Genomic DNA, 19,137 nt, shown 5'->3' on the forward strand with positions numbered 1-19,137 from the left:
AAACATATTTTCAATTGAATTTTACTAATTCCTTCTATATCTTCTTAAAAATCGAATCTATAGTTTGCTTTTAAAGCTATCCCCCAGTTTTTACGTGATATATCTTGATTATAATTATCCGAAACAACTACATATATGTACGATAGCGGTTTATATTCCCATTGTAAACGACTATTGATATTAAAGTTATCAAACTGAGTATTGTACTGCACATAAGTAGTCCAATTTAATCGATTAGAAAAAAATATTTCTCCTGTAAAACGTGCTAAATGAAAGGTTTCTCTTCCTAGTTCTTTTAAATTTATTCTATTTCTTTCATATCGAACTTGCAAACGTGCTAAGGGCATTAATCTATATTGAGCATTTACGCTAACACCGTTTTTATAACCACTGTAATAACTCCCATAACTAATATTACCGCTGTATTGAAACTTTTTATTATCGGCTGAAGCATACCCAAAACCTGCATCGAAATACTTATACTTTCCTGCTGTTATAGCTTTTCCGTTATTTAAAGGGTCAAATGCATATTTTAGGTTTACATATTCATGACGAAATCCACCATACAAAAACGATTGATCTTTAAATACTAAATCATTATTTAACACTGTAGTCGACTGACTAACATCTCCTTGATCATCCCAATAGGTATCATTAGATAAGTTCAAATAACGATGATTATCGAAGGTTTTAGAATTTTTATAAAACTTGGTTAAACTAATACGACCACTTGTCTGAGTATATCCTTCACGTATAACTTCATTTAAAATAGCGTCATGGTTATATAAACGTGGTACAAAACCAACATCTGTAATATAATTTTTTTCAACTTTTCTTATTCCGGCATAACCAGAGACATTTATATTATTGTACCAAACTTCTGTGTTATAAAATTTATTATTTCCTGAAACATTACTTGTTAAACTACCTGCAAAATTTGCAAGTCCAGTCCATCTATTATTTTTTGATTGATAGTTTAAGTTAACTCCAGTAATTCTATTATAATCATCCATAAAAGAAAAGCCCTCTGTTTCTTGTCTATTAATGAGGTACCCTGTTGCTGTGAAAAGTTTAGAAAGTTGTTGTTGTACTACAAATACTCCATAATTCTGAGCAGGATTATCGTTTTTGGCTTTTGTAGCGACATTTAATATTCCTAATCGTGTTTTTTTAGTAATATTTCCAGATAATTTTAATCCAAAAGATATTTCACTATCCGCACCAATACGTCTTGAATAGAAAGGATTTACTCCACTTACCCCTAAACTCGTAAACAAATCACTATTTTCTAAAAAGAAGTTACGTCGTTCAGGAAAAAATATAGAGAACCTACTTAAGTTTGTTACTTGCCTATCTACATCTATTTGCGAGAAATCAGGATTTATAGTAGCATCTAACTTTAAAGAAGAACTTATATTAAACTGTATATCTAAACTTGGTTTTACCATAGTATCTTCAACATCATTGATTACATCTTCCGAATAGTTCATTGTTACAGATGGGGTTACAACGAATTTGGATGGTTTATTCTTTGATAAATTTTCTACTTCGAACACTTTGGCAAATCGTAAATCGAATTGTTTATAATTACGATCTATTAAAGTGCTAGTTGTCCACTCATTTAATTTAATGTTTCTTGTATGAAACATTACTCCCCATTCAGCAGAGTCAACCTTGTAACCTAGTGCTTTTAAGGGAATTTCTATTTCAAATATTTTTAAATTTCCTTTTACTGAAGTTTTTGCATTCCAAACAGTATTCCAACTAGTGCTTACTTTAAAACCATCGCCATTTCTGGATACTAATGCGTCTACCAAAGCACCTCCCATATTAACAATAAAAAAATAACCTGATTGTTGCTGGTTATATGTATCAAGAATTATAGCAAAAGAATCGCTATCAGCTCCAGAAGTTCCAATATCATCCCTTTTTAAAGACCCTATTTGAACATCATTAGTTATATCCTGATACACAGCACTTATGTATAGTTTTTTTCCATTATGAAACATTTTCACCTCTGTTTCATTAGAAGCTAGATCTCCATTATTAGGTATATAGTTAAGAAATTCTCCTTCGGGAATTAATTTGTTCCATATAGGTTCATCTAATTTTCCATCTAATTGAATATCACTATCACTGAAAATTATTTTACTTGTTTCTACCTTAGATTGAGCCTGAATATAAAACACCTCAAAAAATAACATTAAAAAAAATACAACTTTCTTCATTTACTTAAATTAAAAATTAACAAAGTGCTATCATCTTTAAGCACATTTAGTAAACAAAACTATTATGGAGATATGCCTACTTTTTAAAAAGTAGACTAACGAGTTGCTTTTAAAGTTGGAAAGTTATGTTTGGAAGAAACTAAGCTTAGTCTATCATTTCTTTATTTCTAGCTACAAAAAATTAGCTTTAAGCTATTTTTAATTTGTCTCTTCTTTAAAATTGTATTTTAGCGCGCACATGCATATTTTAAAAAACATAGTACGATTTTTTAAGGCTCCTATAGTAAAACAGATTTTGTTTTGGTTGGGAGTGTACATCTATTTTATTGGCACTGTAAATATGAATTATTATAGCGGGTATCTTGAAGTTTTAGAACATTTTGCTATTTATGTTTTTTGTCAGTTTATAGTAGCTTATACTTGTCTTAATTTTTTAGTTCCTAAGTTTTTAATCCCTAAAAAAAATATTCTATTTACAATATACTTTTTGCTTTTATTAGTTGGTGTGTTTATAATTTTTGTTGGATTTCACGAATATTATCACATTCCAAAATATTTTAAGTCTAGTAATAACAGTGTATATGATTCTAATAAAATGTTTTGGGAAAAGCTATTAGATCTTCGAGTATTTTTAGGAAAATCAACAATAATCTTAACTCCCACTATATTATTAGTTATAGCTAAGTTTTACAAAGACCAACAAGCCTACTTACAACTTAATGAGCAAAAAATGTATACAGAACTATCTGTTTTAAAACATCAATTAAATCCGCATTTTTTATTCAATACTTTAAATAACTTATATGCCTTATCTATAGAAAAGTCTGACGAAGCTCCTGAGGTGATTGCTAAGCTCTCGGAAATGTTAGACTATATGTTGTATGGATGTAATGACAAATACGTTTCGCTAAAAAAAGAAATTGAACTAATAGAAAACTATCTCGCTTTAGAAAAAGTTAGGTATGATGAGCGTGTGGATATTAAGTTTGATAAGGAAATAAAAACCGCTGTTAAAATTGCTCCTTTAATCCTCCTGACATTTATAGAAAATGCCTTTAAGCACGGGGTTTCTCAAGAATTAAAAAAAGCTTTTATACATATAAATATGTCTGTCGAAGAAGAATTTATAAAGTTCAATATTATGAATTCAAAGGCAAAAAATAGTATAGCTACAAATAAAAAAAGTATTGGCTTAAACAACGTAAAAAAGCAATTGGAATTATTATACCATAATAACTATTCTTTACATATTAAGGAAGATTCTAATAGTTTTAACTTGTATTTAAAATTACCTATAAAATGACATACAAATGTTTAATAGTTGATGATGAAAAATTAGCTAGAGGTCTTATAAAAACACATTTATCTCAATTGGATGATTTTGAGCTAATTGCTTCTTGCAGTAGCGCTATTGAAGCTAGTAACATACTTCAAAAAGAAACTATTGATTTATTGTTTTTAGATATTGAAATGCCCGTTTTAAAGGGTACTGATTTTTTTAAAAACTTAGTAAACAAACCCAAAGTTATTTTTACCACAGCCTATAGAGATTATGCTGTTGAAGGATTTGAATTAAATGCAGTCGATTATATTTTAAAACCTATAACTTTTCAACGCTTTTTTAGTGCCATACAAAAATTTAAAGTTTCACAAAAAGAAAACATTGTCAACCCTTTAATAGTTTCTAATCATAACAACAACTCTTTTATTTATATTAGAAAAGACAGAAAACAAGTAAAAGTACATTTAGACTCTATTTTATATATAGAAAGTCTAAAAGACTACATTAAAATACATTTAGAAAAAGAAAAACATGTTACTAAATCTAGTATAACTGCTTTTGAAGAAAAATTAGATCAACGATTCATAAGGATACATCGCTCATATATTGTTAATATTGATAAAATTACTGCATATACTAAAAATGATATTGAGATAGGGAAAATTGAAATCCCTATCGGAGAAAACTTTAGAAGCAACCTAAATTTTATTGGTTAATAACTAATTACATTTATTAAAACTTCATCTAAGAACATCGTTTAACATTCACAAATAATTTAGTAATTTCGACCTTCTAAATCATTTTTATGAAAGTTTGTATCGCCGAGAAACCTAGTGTAGCCCGTGAGATTGCTAATATCTTAGGAGCCAATACCAAACGAGATGGATATTTCGAAGGTAATGGCTATGCTGTTACCTATACATTCGGTCATTTATGCACACTTTTAGAGCCAAAAGATTACAAACCTCACTGGAAAAGTTGGGATTTGAACAATTTACCCATGCTTCCTGAGCGCTTTGATACTAAAGTAACCAACGATAGTGGAATTCAGAAACAGTTCAATATTGTTAAATCTTTATTTGAAAAAGCCGACGTGGTTATTAACTGTGGGGATGCTGGTCAAGAAGGAGAGCTTATTCAACGTTGGGTTATTAATCAGGCAAATTACAAAGGTAAAATCCAACGATTATGGATTTCTTCCTTAACTGAAGAAGCTATTAAAGAAGGTTTTGAAAACCTAAAAGACAACGACGACTACAACAATTTATATTATGCGGGGTTTTCTCGTGCTATAGGTGATTGGCTATTAGGTTTAAATGCTACCCGCTTGTACACTGTAAAATTTGGTGGTTACAAACAAGTCTTATCTATTGGTAGAGTACAAACTCCTACCCTAGCTATGTTGGTTGATCGTTATAAAGAAATTCAAAACTTTAAACCTGAACCGTATTGGGAATTACAAACCCAATATCGTGAAACACTGTTTAGTTGTGAAGAGGGTCGTTTTTTAAAGAAAGAAGATGGACAAGCTTTTGCGGATAAAGTAAAAGAAAGTGATTTTGAAATAACTTCTGTAACTAAGAAAAAAGGGAAAGAATACGCACCTAAACTGTTTGATCTAACAGGTTTACAGGTATATTGTAACAATAAATTTGGTTTTTCTGCGGATGAAACCTTAAAAATTGTTCAAAAATTATATGAAATGAAAGTAGTCACCTATCCTAGAGTAGATACTACTTTTTTACCGAACGATATTTATCCTAAAGTTCCTAATATTTTAAAGGGATTAAAGCAGTATGCTTCATTAACACAACCTTTATTAGGAAAGAAAATACGTAAATCGAGTAAAGTTTTTAACGATAAAAAAGTTACCGATCACCATGCTATTATTCCTACAGGAGTAGAAATAAACTTACAATACAATCAGCAACAGGTATATGATACCATCGTAAAACGATTTATTGCCGTGTTTTATCCCGATAGTGATATCTCTAAAACTGAAGTTAAAGGAGAAGCAGATAAAGTTCCTTTTAGAACTTCAGGAAAAGAAATACTTACCAAAGGTTGGCGAGCTGTTTTTGAATACGGAAGCGATGCTAAAAAAACAGAAGAAAAAGATGTACTTCCTACCTTTGAAAAAGGAGAAAAAGGTCCGCACGAACCTTCATTTTTAGAAAAGGAAACAAAGCCTCCTAGAAATTATACCGAAGCGAGCTTATTACGTGCCATGGAAACTGCAGGGAAGCAAGTAGATGATGATGAAATGCGTGAATTAATGAAAGAAAATGGTATTGGACGACCATCTACACGTGCAAGTATTATTGAAACCTTGTTTAGAAGAAAATACATTGAGCGTCAAAAAAAATTAATTATTCCTACTCAAACAGGTATCGATTTGATTGATTTAATTGATAACGAATTATTAAAATCTGCTGAATTAACAGGACTCTGGGAAAAACGTTTGAAGGAAATTGAACGTGGTGAATACCATGCTGCTACATTTATCAATCAAATGAAAAAAATGGTTGATGATTTGGTATATGAAGTGCGTTCGAGTAACAAGACCAAACGGATATCATATGAAGCTCAAAAAACAAAGCAAAAACCCCAAAAAGCAACTTCAAAAAAGAAAACCGTTGTTGGCAAAGAATGTCCGAAATGTAAGAAAGGACAATTATTAAAAGGAAGTGCTGCTTATGGTTGTTCTGCCTATAAAAATGGGTGTGATTTTACCTTAGCTTTTGAGTTTATGGATAAAAAAATATCTGAAAACCAACTAATTCGTTTGCTTGACAAAGGTTGTACCACCAATTTAAAAGGCTTTAAACAAGAAGATAAAAAAGTAGAAGGTTTGGTTCGTTTTGATGATAATTTTAATTTAAAATTTGAACCAAAAAAAGGAGTTGTTACAAATGAAAAGATTACTTCGTCGCAAACTCCTCGTAATGACAATGAAAAAATAACCTGCCCTAAGTGTAACAAAGGAAGCGTTTTAAAAGGAAAATCTGCTTATGGATGTTCTGAGTATAAAAATGGTTGTGACTTTGTGTTTACTTTTGAAAACATCAAAAAAATGGCTAACGGGCAACCATTAACCAAAGAGTTAGTATATAAAATATTGACTTCTAAGTAAGCTCGTTATAATAAATTTTCTGAAGTAATTTTTAAGGCTACTCTCTATTTAATAAATATTTCCTCCAGATATAGAGGAAACTTTATATTCTAAAGGTTCTTTGTTTGTAATATTTTTTAAAAAAAATAATTATTGTTATTAATATAGAATAAAAGCTAATTTTTAAGAAAATAAAAAAATATAGTTCTCTTAACTTCCCGTTATAGTATTTTGATGGAGCGTCTTTTAAATAATAAGTTCCTGTTAGTTTACTTTTATATACTGGCTGGTACTTTAAATTGAAATCTAAATATTCAGGAAATCCAATATCTAAACTTATAATAGAGTCATTACTTTGGAGGATTCCTTCAATATCAAAACGAATTGTTTCACTTGTATTTGGATTTCTATGCGTTTCCTCAGTTATTAAAAGTAAATCTTCGGTCATGTACTTGCCTTCATTATTTAAACTCTTAATATTTTTAATCTCCTTTAAATACCTATTATTAATTACATCATTAATAGTCATAAAAATAGAAGCTAGTCCTAAAAAAAATAAAATAAAATATCCCTCTCATAATAAACTACCAATTTACATTATTAATATACTCGTCCTCGATGGTCTGGATTTACAATCCATGATATTTTATTAGTTTATAATAGTTACACATACCTCTAAGTAAGTTCTTTATAATAATACTCTATTAATTTATCAGGATTTTTAATGGTGTTTTTTATCCATTTAAAGTAGAGTATCTTCTTTTCTTCTTCTGATAGCTGCCAATCTAAATTTGTTCTTTTTAATCGGGTAGTTACATCTTGTAGGGTAATAGCTGCTGCTACTGAGATATTTAAGCTTTCGGTAAAACCAACCATTGGAATTTTTAAAAATCCATCTGCTTCTTGTTTTATGTAATCCGAAATTCCATCTTTTTCAGCACCAAAAACAAATGCTGATTTTTTTGTGACATCAAAATCAGGTAATATACACGAATCTGTATGTGGTGTGGTACCTATAATTTGATACCCTTTTGCTCGTAAATCTTCCAAACAAGCTTTGGTATTGTCTCCGTCTTCTTTATATCGGTGAATGTCTAACCATTTTTGACTTCCTTTGGCTACATGTCTTGATACTTTGTTCGTAAACTTATTTTCTATGGCATATACATCTTGTATACCAAATATATCACAACTTCTTACCACTGCGCTTGCATTATGTGGCTGATAAATATCTTCTAACACTACTGTAAAATGACGTGTTCTTTCATTCAAAACTTTGTGAAATGTATCTTTCCTTTTTTCAGTAATGTAACCTTCTAAATAGGCTAATAATCCTTCATCAATCATACGACAAACATAGTAAATTTTCCTATTTTATCTTATGCTTAAACAACTCGTTCTTTTTTAATAAATGTAGTTAACTCTATACACAACTAAATTAAAATAACAAGTAAACTATAAATCTTAGTTGTGTTGGATTATTAATTAATATGACCTTAAATAAAGAAGAGAAAGCTAAATTTCTTTTTTATTAATAAGTTTTTGCTCTTCTAATGCTAGAACCAATAAATTAACGTAATCATTTACAGTTTCTTCTATAGACTTAGGATCAATAATATCTATATATCCTTTCCAAATTAACTCTCGTTCTTTTGTTGGACAAATACAATATAAAGAGGTTTCAGCTTTGTATATTTTATACTTTTCATAATAATTTGGGTCTTCTAGAATTTCTCGGTGATTATAATAATCTTCCTTAAACTTTACATCTAGGTATTTTTTTTCTTTATATTTTTCTGAGAATATTTTTCTATCTTCTACACCTACCACCTTAGTATAAATTACTGCATCATAAAAGTTTGCTGTTAAAACATTTTCTATAAGTTTTAATTCTTCTTCTGTTTTCCCTTCCATTCTAAATTTTGGCTCAAAAATATCTAAACTTGGCACTGCATCAATGTTTCTAGATTCTAACTCTTTTTTTAGTAATTCTTCAAACTTATCTCTAGCCTCTAAATTTGGAGTCATACCAATGATTAATACTTTAGATAATGAGAGTGAATCAATTTCTGGATTCTTCCAATACTCTACTAATTGAGTTGTTGTACAACAATTAAACGCAACAACTATAATTGATAATAGCACTGTTAATTTTATAAATGATTTCATATTTACTAGTTTATGTTATTCCTTCTCATAATATTGAAAGAGCTTCTTTAGCTTATAAAACTCTCTTATGGCTACAGATAAAGTTACTAAATTCTTTGGATAACTGAAGCTGTTTTCAGCTGTAGTTTACTTAAGTGGTAGAAAACTATCTGTTTTAAAGGGATTCTAACATAAAAAGATAGATTAAAGTTAAATAAGTTTATCTATAGAGAAAAAACTTCTTAAACAGGTCAACAAACTTTAATTAATTATGCTACATACAAAGCAAACTTTCCTATTTTTTAATCACTAAGCAATAATCTCTTATTTATTTTCTTAAACTTGTAACGAAAAAGAAATGCTTTTTTAATAGCATAGTTCATATTTTAGAATCATTAATTTCTCTATTTTATCTATGAAAAAACGTTTGGTTGTATTAACAAGTGCTGTAAAAATATTGCTAGTAACTAAATTAACATTTAGAAATTTAAAGTATCCATATGTTTAACATAAATAAAGGTAAATTTTAGAATGAAGTTGTTTTTAAAAAGACAAATTTCCTACCTCAATATAATCCTCTTGTTTTTCTAATTTTACGATGATTGTTCGTTTTTTTTCATTTTTCTTTCCATAATTTGTAAACATATTTACTTTTAAAATAGTTGGGCCAGATATCTTTTGAACATTATCTGCATAATAATCAATCATAATTTTATACTTCCCTTTAATAGCATTCTTTAGCATAAACTCCTCCGGTCCATAGCCTTCCGTCATATCTGTTGACATTCTTCCTCCAATAGCTGTTTCCTGATTTTTGTAATATGCTTTTTCTCCATTTGGATCAATAACCCATAAATCAATATCTGTATCATTATGATTCCAATCAACAACTATACGGGCATCTACTGAAATTGATTTAAAAAACTTTCTCTGATGTTTACTTAGCTTTAATTTATTTCCATACTTCGATACGATCCTTGTAAGCTCTACAAATACAACAGATTCTATACCGTCAAATCGTTCATCTTCATCTTTAACTAAAAGCTCTCCATTATAAATCTTATAAAGCAGATTGAAGCAATCTTGATAATCTCCAGCTAGTTCATACCCTAATGCTAAATCTCTATATGATTGAGGTTCTTCAGGTCTTAACTCTAATACTTTTTTATAAATTTCCTTTGCTAAGTCATACTCCTTAAAGTACTCTAACTTATATGCCAATGCTTTTATAAGTTCATAATTATCTAGATCTATCTCTATTAAATTTGTCAAAATTCTAATTGCTAATTCTTTTTCTCCTTTTTGGTCAAAGAAATCAGCTACATCTATGTAGAACATCGGACTATTAGAATAATAATCTCTAATTTCTAAATATTTATTGTAAGCAGATAAAACCGAAGTTTCTTTCTTAAGAATATCTACATATGGAGTTTTAGGGTTCCACGCTTTTAATTCTATTCTTTCCTCTATCAACAAGTTTAATTTCTCTATTTCTTTTTTATTAGTTTCTCTTCCTTTTTTTGTCGTAAAAATTATAATCCCATCCCTTGCTTTTTCTCCATAGAGTTTTATTGCATCAAAAGGTTTAATTACCTGTACAGCATAAATGTCTTTGGTATTTAATTTTTCAATAAAACTCTTTCTTACTGAAATTCCATCAGCTATATACATTGGCTCATTTTGACTCAATGAACTATTCCTTCTTATAGAAACTTTGGTTGCCCCTTCATTATCTTGAGAAATATTTACTCCTAAAGATTTACCTACTAAAGACTGAATAATATTACTATTTCCTGATTTTGAGTCTCTTGCTATACCTAGTCCAGTAACAACTACTTCATCAAGAACATTATCTTCTTCGAGTTCTATATTTACAGTGCTACCCCTACTAATAATAACTTCTTTAGTTGAAAATCCTACAAAAGAAAAAACTAAAACTTCATTCTCCTCCACATTAATAGTATAATTACCATCAAAATCAGTTTCAGTTCCTCGATTTGTTCCCTTTACTATTACACTCACTCCAGGTAAAACGTCTGAAGAATCACTTACAATACCTGTTACCACCTTTTTAGAATAATCAACATCTACTTTTGGAATATCAGTATGATTTTCATTTCTACTGTTATTATTCATTACATTGGTAGTAGTAGTAGTAGTAGTAGTACTTTGACTAGTGTCAGTATTTCTAACTCTTGAAGTTTGGGTTTTTCTTTTTTTCTTCTGGTTCTTCCTAGGGTAAATAAGGTTATACCAATCTGTAATATCCTTATATTGATTAAAAAGATATTCTCTTCTTTCTTCAATATTTTCTATAGATGAAATTTGATCTTCCTCTTTTTCTTTTAACAATTCTTTGTAACGAGACCTTAATTCTTTTGGTGGTTCTATACCATATTGTACATAATCTTCAATTCTATCTAAAATTAACATTGAAGTGTAATCTGTAATTAAATGATATTGCTTAGCTAAAGAAATTATTTCCTTTTTATTCTCTTCTTTTTCATTATTCAAATACTTTAATTTCTCTTTTGCCCAAAGCCTCTTAACTTGATTTGAAGCTAGAGAACTCTTCAAATTAAGAGTTAATACTTTTGTAACCTTACCTTGATATCCGAACTTTAATTCAACTGAGGGGCTCCCCTTAAACCGTCCTGTAATTACAAAATCACTTGTAACATTTGTTCTGCTTTTTGGATATACTTCATCCAGATTAGCATCACTCTTAAAACCTAAAAACTGTAATACTTCTTGTTTTAATAATCTATATCCTTCTTCACTATTAAGTTTTCCTAAGTTTATATATACAGCTCCTTGATCAGTGGCAATTTTATTTAATAAAAAATGATTAGCGGATGTTAATGAGTTAATTGTATAAACTATTTTCTTCTTAAACCCTTCTATAGTTCCTAGGTTAGTCAATCCATCAGAAAATAAAAGTATTTCGTCTGAATTTAATTTTAAGGTACTTAGTGTTTCTAAATTAGTTCCCCCATCATAAGTTTGAGATTGTATCTCTTTTCTAAGGTTATCCCATGTACCGTTAGTTATAACGAATTTCTCACCTTTATTTTTTGTATTATTAAAAGAGATAAATTCAACTTCCACATTTTGTATATAGTTAAAATATTTATTCAAAAGCTCTATTTCTTTATTTAAATTTTTATTTCTCATTGAAAAAGAAACATCCCAAAGAATACTTATCTTTTTAGGTTTTTCTTTATTTCTCGGTTTTTTTTTCAATGGAATCGAGCTATAAAAATAATCTCCATAGCTTAAAACATTTTCAGAGTTAGAAAACTTTTTTAACTCTACTTTAATTGGTTTTTGAAGAGCTACATTCTCTTTAACTATGGAAGCACTCATTACACTTCCTTCCTTAATAAAATGTAAATCTTTAAAGAACTCGCTTTTTACAACAGGAAGTTTAGATATTCCATAAGTAAAAATATCTAAAGAAAAATTATCAACAACTTTCTTAACTCCTAAAGGAAGCTCATATACAAGTTTATCGTTAACTATAGAAAGTTTTTCTTCATACGTTAAAACTACTCTTTTATTTTTTTTAGGAAAAATTGGGTATACCCTTGCCTTATAATTGTTACCTGATGTTTTTTCTAAAAGTGCAGGATCAATATTTTGCCTAACAGTAGTTTCATAAGCAACTCTAGCTAATTCTTTTTCTACAACTACAGCTTCTCTTAACTTTCCATTCAAATCCATCGCAAATTGATATACAGATTGTCCTTGCCCTAAAGGAAATATCAAATCCCCTTCTAGTGTTCTGTCTAAATCATTATAAAACTCCATATCATAAGTAGTAGTAGCAAAATCACCTGTAATATTTACTTCTATTTTTAGACTTGATAGTTTTAGTTCACTAGAATCTTTTAAAATAATTTTTGGGGTGCCTTGAGAAAAAAGACCAAAACTTACCAATAAAACGTTAATGAATAATATTTTTTTCATAGTTAATACTTTAAATTTTAGATAAAATTGAGCTTTTATCTTGAAAAATAAAATTAGGAATGAGTGTAGCTCTCTTTTTAATGAGTAAAGTGGTTCAGATAGAAAAGGAAAAATTTTCATAGCAATACAAATTTACCTAATTTTTATTCTCTAAAGAAGCATAAAACTATTCTATAATAAAAATAAAAAACTTCTAAATAAGTTAATTGCCCTTCATCAATTATACAGTAAGTAAAATTTTATATTTTAGATTTATGAAAAAACGTTTGGTTGTATTAACAGGTGCTGGTATTAGTGCTGAAAGTGGTATTAAAACTTTTAGAGATGCCGATGGCTTATGGGAAGGTCACGATATTTATGAAGTGGCTTCTCCACAAGGGTTTCATGCTAATCCTGAATTGGTATTAGACTTTTACAATCAACGTAGAAGACAACTTTTAAAAGTTTCTCCTAATAAAGCACATCACAATTTAGTTTCTTTAGAGAATGATTTTGAAGTTGATATTATTACTCAAAACGTAGATGATTTACACGAAAGAGCAGGAAACAAAAATGTAATACATCTACATGGCGAACTATTAAAAGCTCGTAGTACCAAAAACAAACATCTTGTTTATAATTGGAATAAAGATATTGCTATAGGTGATGTATGCGAAGAAAATGCTCAATTACGCCCACACATTGTTTGGTTTGGTGAAGATGTTCCTCTTTTGGAAAAAGCTGCAGAAATTACTTTACAAGCAGATATTTTAGTAATTATAGGAACTTCTATGCAAGTATATCCTGCTGCTAGTTTGGTTAATTATGTACAGCATAATACTCCTATTTATTTTATAGATCCTAAACCTGCTGTAAATAAAAACGCCTTCAATAACTTAACTATTATTGAAGACGTTGCTAGTTCAGGTACTGATAAATTAATTACTATACTAAAATAAGCTTAGTATCAAGTTTTATTAATTTGATGTTAATCGGTCAAAATACTCATACAATTCTCCTTTAGAAATTGTGCTTCCTTTTTCAATCAAATCAAAAAGCTCAACATTTCTTTCTTCTTGATATGCTTTTGAGCCTCTTAAAAACTCAATTGCTTCATCATTTGGATTTTTTAGTAGCCATTCAAACCCTTCTTGCTCTATAACATTAATGTCTTTTTCTATTTTTATTACAATACGATGTATTTCTTTTTCTTCGCATTTGAATAGGTTTACTAAGTTTGGAGAAAAATGTTCTAAATACGTTGTTTTAGTTAATACATCATCCCAAACAACATCGCTAAATACATTCATTTCATCTTTAGCTACATGTGGTTTCTCTTTTTTTAGTTCATCCCATTCTTTTTTATCAATGTTTTGTGATGCTAAAAATCGAGCAAATTCTTCATGTAATCCTTCAAACTGTTCTTTTGTAAGTTGTCTATATTTCAAACGTTTTAAGTTTTTTAATTAATTGATTTATTATAATAAAATTAAGAACATTTGCAACCACTCGCTCCACCCGTTCTCTCATTAAAAATTTTAAAGAAAATCTTTTATATAGAAATTTTTAAAATTTATTAATGTTCGTTTCATTTGGCAATTTTAGTAATAAATTGGGGTTGGGGCAATTTTCCTTATAATAATCTAGGTTCTTTTTTGAAGAAACTCCAGGGTAATCTCCTTTATAATCTTCAATATCTATTATTAACTGAAAATGTAAATGAGGAGCGTAATCTCCGTTTACAGAACTATCTCCTAAAGTTCCTATCTTCTCTCCTTTTTTTACCTTTGTTCCAACGGATATGTTTTCTAAAGATTCTAATGATAAATGACCATATAATGAATAAAACTCATTTCCTTCTATTGAATGTTTTACAATAATCGTTGGCCCATAATCTCCATAATTTAAATTGTTTTTAAAGCTATGAATTTCCCCATCTAATACAGCTAAAATGTCTGTACCTGCATCACACCACAAATCAATTCCCAAATGAATATTTCGTTGGTTTTCTTCTGATAATTTATTAAAATGCTCACTTCTACTATAAATATCTCTTACTTCCAAATATCCCCCAAAAGCAACTGTTTTTTTATGTTTTGAAAAATAATTTTCTAAATAAGCCTCCCATTCTTTTGATGAAGAAACATCAAAACTTAATTCTTTGTTAGATGCTGCTATTGAAATTGGAATGTATTCGCTAAAAGGTATACTCGTATCAACTACATGTAATGGTTTTTGAGATATATTATTTAAAAAGTCTTTCATAAAATAGTTTTATATAAAATAAGAGTAACCAAAAATAATTGATTACTCTTAAAATATAAGGGGAATTAAGCGTATTAATTAAATTTTAAACGCTATGACACTGTTTTCTGTTATCTTGAAACGGTTCCTGTAATAGTTACCAATGGTCCAGCTCCTAAATCTATAGCTACATGGTCTGGAGCATCATCAGCTACTTTTTTAGCTAATGGTTTAAAAGTAAAAGGTGCTGGGCTATTGTCTGGGTTTGGCTCTACTGTAATTACAATAGTTGAACCTCTTAAATCCGTTGGAAAAGTTACTCCGTCTGGAGCATTTACTAAGAAATCTTCTCCTGGAAAAAATCCATCAGCTCCATTTGGTGCTGGTAAATCCATAGGACCACTAAAACCATCAAACTCATCTGTTGCAGCAAGTTTTGTAAATTTACCTGTAGTAACTGGTACTCCATTTATCACTGCCCATCCTTCATATTTCCATCCTTCATCTAATTCTGGTAATCCTAAACCTACTTGTGGTGGCATCCCTGGTTCTAAAAACCAAACACCACTTCTTTCGTTTGTGTTTTCTCCATCTGTTGGTGTCGCTAAAATGAATTTCCCCCAAGAACTACTAAAATCTCCAACAATATTAGAGTTTATAGAAGCACTATTACCTGAAAAATCTCCTGCTAAAATTTTAGTGCTTGATGGCGATGGGTCTGGGTCGTTTGCTGGTTCAATGGTTAAAACAAAGGTAGATGCTGCTGATAGCATATCAGAATCTACTACAAAAGAACTCTTAGATAATTCTCCTGAATCACTCACATTAAAAGCTCCTGTTGATACTGGCGAACCTCCAACAATTATCCAACCTTCATATACATAATTTGCTCCTAGGTTTTCTAAACCACTAACATTTAAGCTTAAGTTTGATGTTTTTGGTGTATTGTCATCGTCATCGCTACAAGCAACAAAAGTTAGGGCACTTACTGCTGCTAGTGTTAAAAGTATTTTTTTCATTGTTTTTGTAATTTTGAATTTATACAAAAACAAAGTTACTTGCACGTTTTCTATTAAAATGTTAGCTAGCTTACACTTATGCTACTTTTTTAAGTAATCGTATTTTTTTTCTGTTAAAATCAATAACTTTTTCTTGTTTTAACTCGTTCATTAAGGTATTTAATGTTGGTCTTGAAGTTCCTATTAAAGTTGCAATATCTTTTTGTGTGTATGGATGTTCTATTACTTGATCTCCTGTCTTTTCACATTCATGCCCATACTCTTCACATAATTCTTTAAAAAACTCTAATAAACGAGTGCGTGTATCTTTAAATAGTAATAATTGAAGTCTTCTTTCTAACCTTTTTATTCGTAATCCTATAAATTTATAAATTTTTAAACTTACAGATACATTTTCTCTCATCAAGGAATACATAGTTTCTCTAGATACAGGGCAAATTTCTGTTGTATTATCTATAGACTGAGCAAATTCATTTCGTCTTTCAACTCCTAAAATGGCTTTTTCACCAAATATCTCTCCTTTAGTTAAAATTGCTTTGATTACTTCTTCTCCATCTTCCGTATAGTATCCTATTTTTACTTTTCCTTTATCTATTAAATAAATTTTATTTGCAGCATCTTCTTCAAAATAAATATAATCTTTCTTTTTATATTTATTAAGTGTATGACTTTCCTTGAAAATAGGATATTTATGGGGGCATAATATTTTAAACAGGTTGACATCCTCAAAGTACCAAAGTGCACTCATAGTTTTTACTTTTAAGTTTTAAGTCGAAAAAACTTAAAGTGCATTACAAAAAAAGCTCTGGAAAACCCCAGAGCCTTTATACCATTAATATTTAAAAACACTTTTTATTAAGCATTTTGTTTTTTAATTAAGTTTAAGGCTGAACCTTCTTTATACCATTCAATTTGTCCTTCATTATAGGTATGATTTGTAACAATAACATCTTTTGAACCATCTGCATGAACCACTTCAATTGTTAACGGTTTTCCTGGTGCAAATTCATTTAAATCTAAGAAGTTGAATGTATCGTCCTCTTGAATTAAATCGTAATCTGCTTCATTATCAAATGTTAAACCTAACATCCCTTGTTTTTTCAAGTTTGTTTCATGAATACGTGCAAATGATTTTACTAACACAGCTGCCACTCCTAAATGACGTGGTTCCATTGCTGCATGTTCACGAGAAGAACCCTCACCATAGTTATGATCTCCTACTACAATTGTTTTAATTCCTTTTGCTTTATACTCACGCTGTACTTTAGGTACTGCATCATACTCTCCTGTTAATTGGTTTTTCACGAAGTTTGTCTTCATGTTAAAAGCATTTACAGCTCCAATTAACATATTGTTAGAAATATTATCTAAGTGTCCACGATAACGTAACCAAGGTCCTGCCATAGATATATGGTCAGTTGTACACTTTCCGTGAGCTTTGATTAATAATTTAGCACCTTTTATAGTATCTCCCAACGGAGTGAATGGAGTTAACAGTTCTAATCGTTCTGAATTGGGATTTACAACTATTTCTACATGGCTTCCATCTTTCTCTGGCGCCAAGTACCCATTATCTTTAACCTCAAAACCTTTTGGAGGTAATTCCCATCCTGTTGGCTCATCAAACATTACCTCTTCTCCATTTTCATTAATTAATGAATCTGTCATTGGGTTAAAATCCAGACGTCCTGAAATTGCTATTGCTGCTGTTAGTTCTGGTGAAGCTACAAAAGCATGTGTATTTGGGTTACCATCTGCTCTTTTGGCAAAATTTCGATTGAAAGAGTGAACAATACTATTTTTTGGCGCATTTTTAGGGTCACTATATCTAGCCCACTGTCCAATACATGGCCCACATGCGTTAGTAAATATTTTAGCATCTAAATTTTCAAAGACTTGTAGTATTCCATCTCTTTCAGCTGTAAAACGTACTTGCTCAGATCCTGGATTAATACCAAACTCTGCTTTTGTTTTCAATCCTTTATCTATAGCTTGTTGTGCAATAGAAGCTGCACGTGATAAATCTTCGTAAGAAGAGTTTGTACAAGACCCTATTAGCCCCCACTCTACTTGTAATGGCCAATCATTTGCTTGAGCCTTCTCTGTCATTTCTTTTCCTACTGAAGTAGATAAATCAGGAGTAAAAGGTCCATTTAATAATGGGCCTAATTCTGATAAATTGATTTCAATTACTTGGTCAAAATATTGTTCAGGGTTTGCGTATACTTCAACATCTGCAGTTAAATATTCTTTAATTTCATTTGCTGCATCTGCCACATCATTTCTATCTGTAGCACGTAAATAACGTTCCATAGACTCATCGTAACCGAAAGTAGAGGTTGTAGCTCCAATCTCTGCTCCCATGTTACAAATAGTTCCTTTACCTGTACAAGACATAGCTGTTGCTCCAGGTCCAAAATATTCAACAATAGCTCCTGTTCCTCCTTTTACTGTTAGAATTTCTGCTACTTTTAAAATCACATCTTTAGGTGCTGTCCAACCAGATAATTTACCTGTTAATTTTACACCTATTAATTTAGGAAATTTCAATTCCCAAGGCATTCCTGCCATTACATCTACTGCATCAGCTCCACCTACACCAATAGCAACCATTCCTAACCCTCCAGCGTTTACTGTATGAGAATCAGTACCAATCATCATTCCTCCTGGAAATGCATAATTTTCTAATACCACTTGGTGAATAATTCCTGCTCCAGGTTTCCAGAAGCCAATACCGTATTTATTAGATACAGACTCTAAAAAATCAAAAACCTCACTACTTACATCGTTTGCGTGTTTTAAATCGGTAGCTGCTCCATCTTTTGCCTGAATTAAATGGTCGCAATGTACCGTTGTTGGTACTGCTACTTTATCTTTTCCTGCTTGCATAAATTGTAACAACGCCATTTGTGCTGTAGCATCTTGACAAGCAATACGGTCTGGGGCAAAATCAACATAATCCTTTCCTCTTTCGAATGCTTTCGTTGGATTTCCGTCCCAAAGGTGCGTATATAAAATTTTCTCTGCTAATGTTAAAGGTTTACCTGTAATTTCACGAGCAGCATCTACTCGTTCAACTACTTTATTGTATACCTCTTTTATCATGTTAATATCAAAAGCCATATATGTAATTTTTTTGTTGCTGTACGAATTTAC

14 protein-coding genes are annotated in these 19,137 nt (G+C 30.1%); 4 read left to right on the top strand and 10 right to left on the bottom strand.

Going from position 1 to position 19,137, the window contains the following annotated elements:
* Window positions 1-44: 44 nt before the first annotated feature.
* Window positions 45-2,228: a DUF5916 domain-containing protein gene (locus C8N27_RS10615; protein WP_121147354.1), complete on the bottom strand. Its 2,184-nt coding sequence runs from the start codon at window positions 2,226-2,228 to the stop codon at window positions 45-47.
* A 340-nt stretch (window positions 2,229-2,568) separates the two neighbouring features.
* Between C8N27_RS10615 and C8N27_RS10620 the strand changes: the two genes are divergently transcribed.
* The 3 genes from C8N27_RS10620 (at window position 2,569) to C8N27_RS10630 (ending at window position 6,643) form a co-directional block, all read left to right on the top strand.
* Window positions 2,569-3,531: a sensor histidine kinase gene (locus C8N27_RS10620; RefSeq protein WP_167444746.1), complete on the top strand. Its 963-nt coding sequence runs from the start codon at window positions 2,569-2,571 to the stop codon at window positions 3,529-3,531.
* Complete coding sequence (locus C8N27_RS10625; RefSeq protein ID WP_121147356.1) at window positions 3,528-4,226, top strand: LytR/AlgR family response regulator transcription factor; 699 nt, start codon at window positions 3,528-3,530, stop codon at window positions 4,224-4,226. Before C8N27_RS10620 ends, C8N27_RS10625 begins: the two co-directional genes overlap by 4 nt.
* 89 nt (window positions 4,227-4,315) lie before the next feature.
* A complete protein-coding gene (locus C8N27_RS10630) occupies window positions 4,316-6,643 on the top strand; it encodes a type IA DNA topoisomerase (RefSeq protein WP_121147357.1) in 2,328 nt (775 codons plus the stop codon).
* Window positions 6,644-6,725: 82 nt separating this feature from the next.
* Here the strand turns inward: C8N27_RS10630 and C8N27_RS10635 are convergent, their stop codons facing one another.
* The 4 genes from C8N27_RS10635 to C8N27_RS10650 form a co-directional block, all read right to left on the bottom strand.
* Complete coding sequence (locus C8N27_RS10635; RefSeq protein WP_121147358.1) at window positions 6,726-7,151, bottom strand: hypothetical protein; 426 nt, start codon at window positions 7,149-7,151, stop codon at window positions 6,726-6,728.
* Window positions 7,152-7,297: 146 nt separating this feature from the next.
* Entirely contained in the window at window positions 7,298-7,969 is a 672-nt protein-coding gene (locus C8N27_RS10640; RefSeq protein WP_121147359.1) for a TrmH family RNA methyltransferase, read from the bottom strand.
* A 168-nt stretch (window positions 7,970-8,137) separates the two neighbouring features.
* Complete coding sequence (locus C8N27_RS10645; RefSeq protein ID WP_099216640.1) at window positions 8,138-8,791, bottom strand: hypothetical protein; 654 nt, start codon at window positions 8,789-8,791, stop codon at window positions 8,138-8,140.
* Between the two features lie 522 nt (window positions 8,792-9,313).
* Entirely contained in the window at window positions 9,314-12,739 is a 3,426-nt protein-coding gene (locus tag C8N27_RS10650) for a DUF2135 domain-containing protein (protein ID WP_167444747.1), read from the bottom strand.
* Between the two features lie 254 nt (window positions 12,740-12,993).
* On the opposite strand from C8N27_RS10650, the gene C8N27_RS10655 reads away from it, so the two are divergent.
* The gene (locus C8N27_RS10655; RefSeq protein WP_099216639.1) at window positions 12,994-13,677 is read left to right on the top strand and encodes an SIR2 family NAD-dependent protein deacylase; all 684 of its coding nucleotides are present in this window, start codon (window positions 12,994-12,996) and stop codon (window positions 13,675-13,677) included.
* Window positions 13,678-13,695: 18 nt separating this feature from the next.
* Here the strand turns inward: C8N27_RS10655 and C8N27_RS10660 are convergent, their stop codons facing one another.
* The 5 genes from C8N27_RS10660 to C8N27_RS10680 all read right to left on the bottom strand — a co-directional run bounded on the left by C8N27_RS10660 (window position 13,696) and on the right by C8N27_RS10680 (window position 19,104).
* Complete coding sequence (locus tag C8N27_RS10660) at window positions 13,696-14,166, bottom strand: DUF6495 family protein (protein ID WP_121147361.1); 471 nt, start codon at window positions 14,164-14,166, stop codon at window positions 13,696-13,698.
* Window positions 14,167-14,284: 118 nt separating this feature from the next.
* On the bottom strand, window positions 14,285-14,983 hold the full coding sequence (locus tag C8N27_RS10665) for a peptidoglycan DD-metalloendopeptidase family protein (protein WP_121147362.1): 699 nt from the start codon (window positions 14,981-14,983) through the stop codon (window positions 14,285-14,287).
* A gap of 110 nt (window positions 14,984-15,093) precedes the next feature.
* Window positions 15,094-15,981 carry an anti-sigma factor gene (locus tag C8N27_RS10670; RefSeq protein ID WP_121147363.1) on the bottom strand — a complete coding sequence of 296 codons (888 nt, stop codon included), beginning with the start codon at window positions 15,979-15,981 and terminating at the stop codon, window positions 15,094-15,096.
* Window positions 15,982-16,057: 76 nt separating this feature from the next.
* Entirely contained in the window at window positions 16,058-16,729 is a 672-nt protein-coding gene (locus tag C8N27_RS10675; protein ID WP_099216635.1) for a Crp/Fnr family transcriptional regulator, read from the bottom strand.
* A gap of 107 nt (window positions 16,730-16,836) precedes the next feature.
* On the bottom strand, window positions 16,837-19,104 hold the full coding sequence (locus tag C8N27_RS10680; RefSeq protein WP_121147364.1) for an aconitate hydratase: 2,268 nt from the start codon (window positions 19,102-19,104) through the stop codon (window positions 16,837-16,839).
* Window positions 19,105-19,137: the final 33 nt, after the last annotated feature.

This window comes from Tenacibaculum discolor, assembly GCF_003664185.1.
In the GTDB taxonomy this organism is placed as follows: Bacteria; Bacteroidota; Bacteroidia; order Flavobacteriales; family Flavobacteriaceae; genus Polaribacter; species Polaribacter discolor.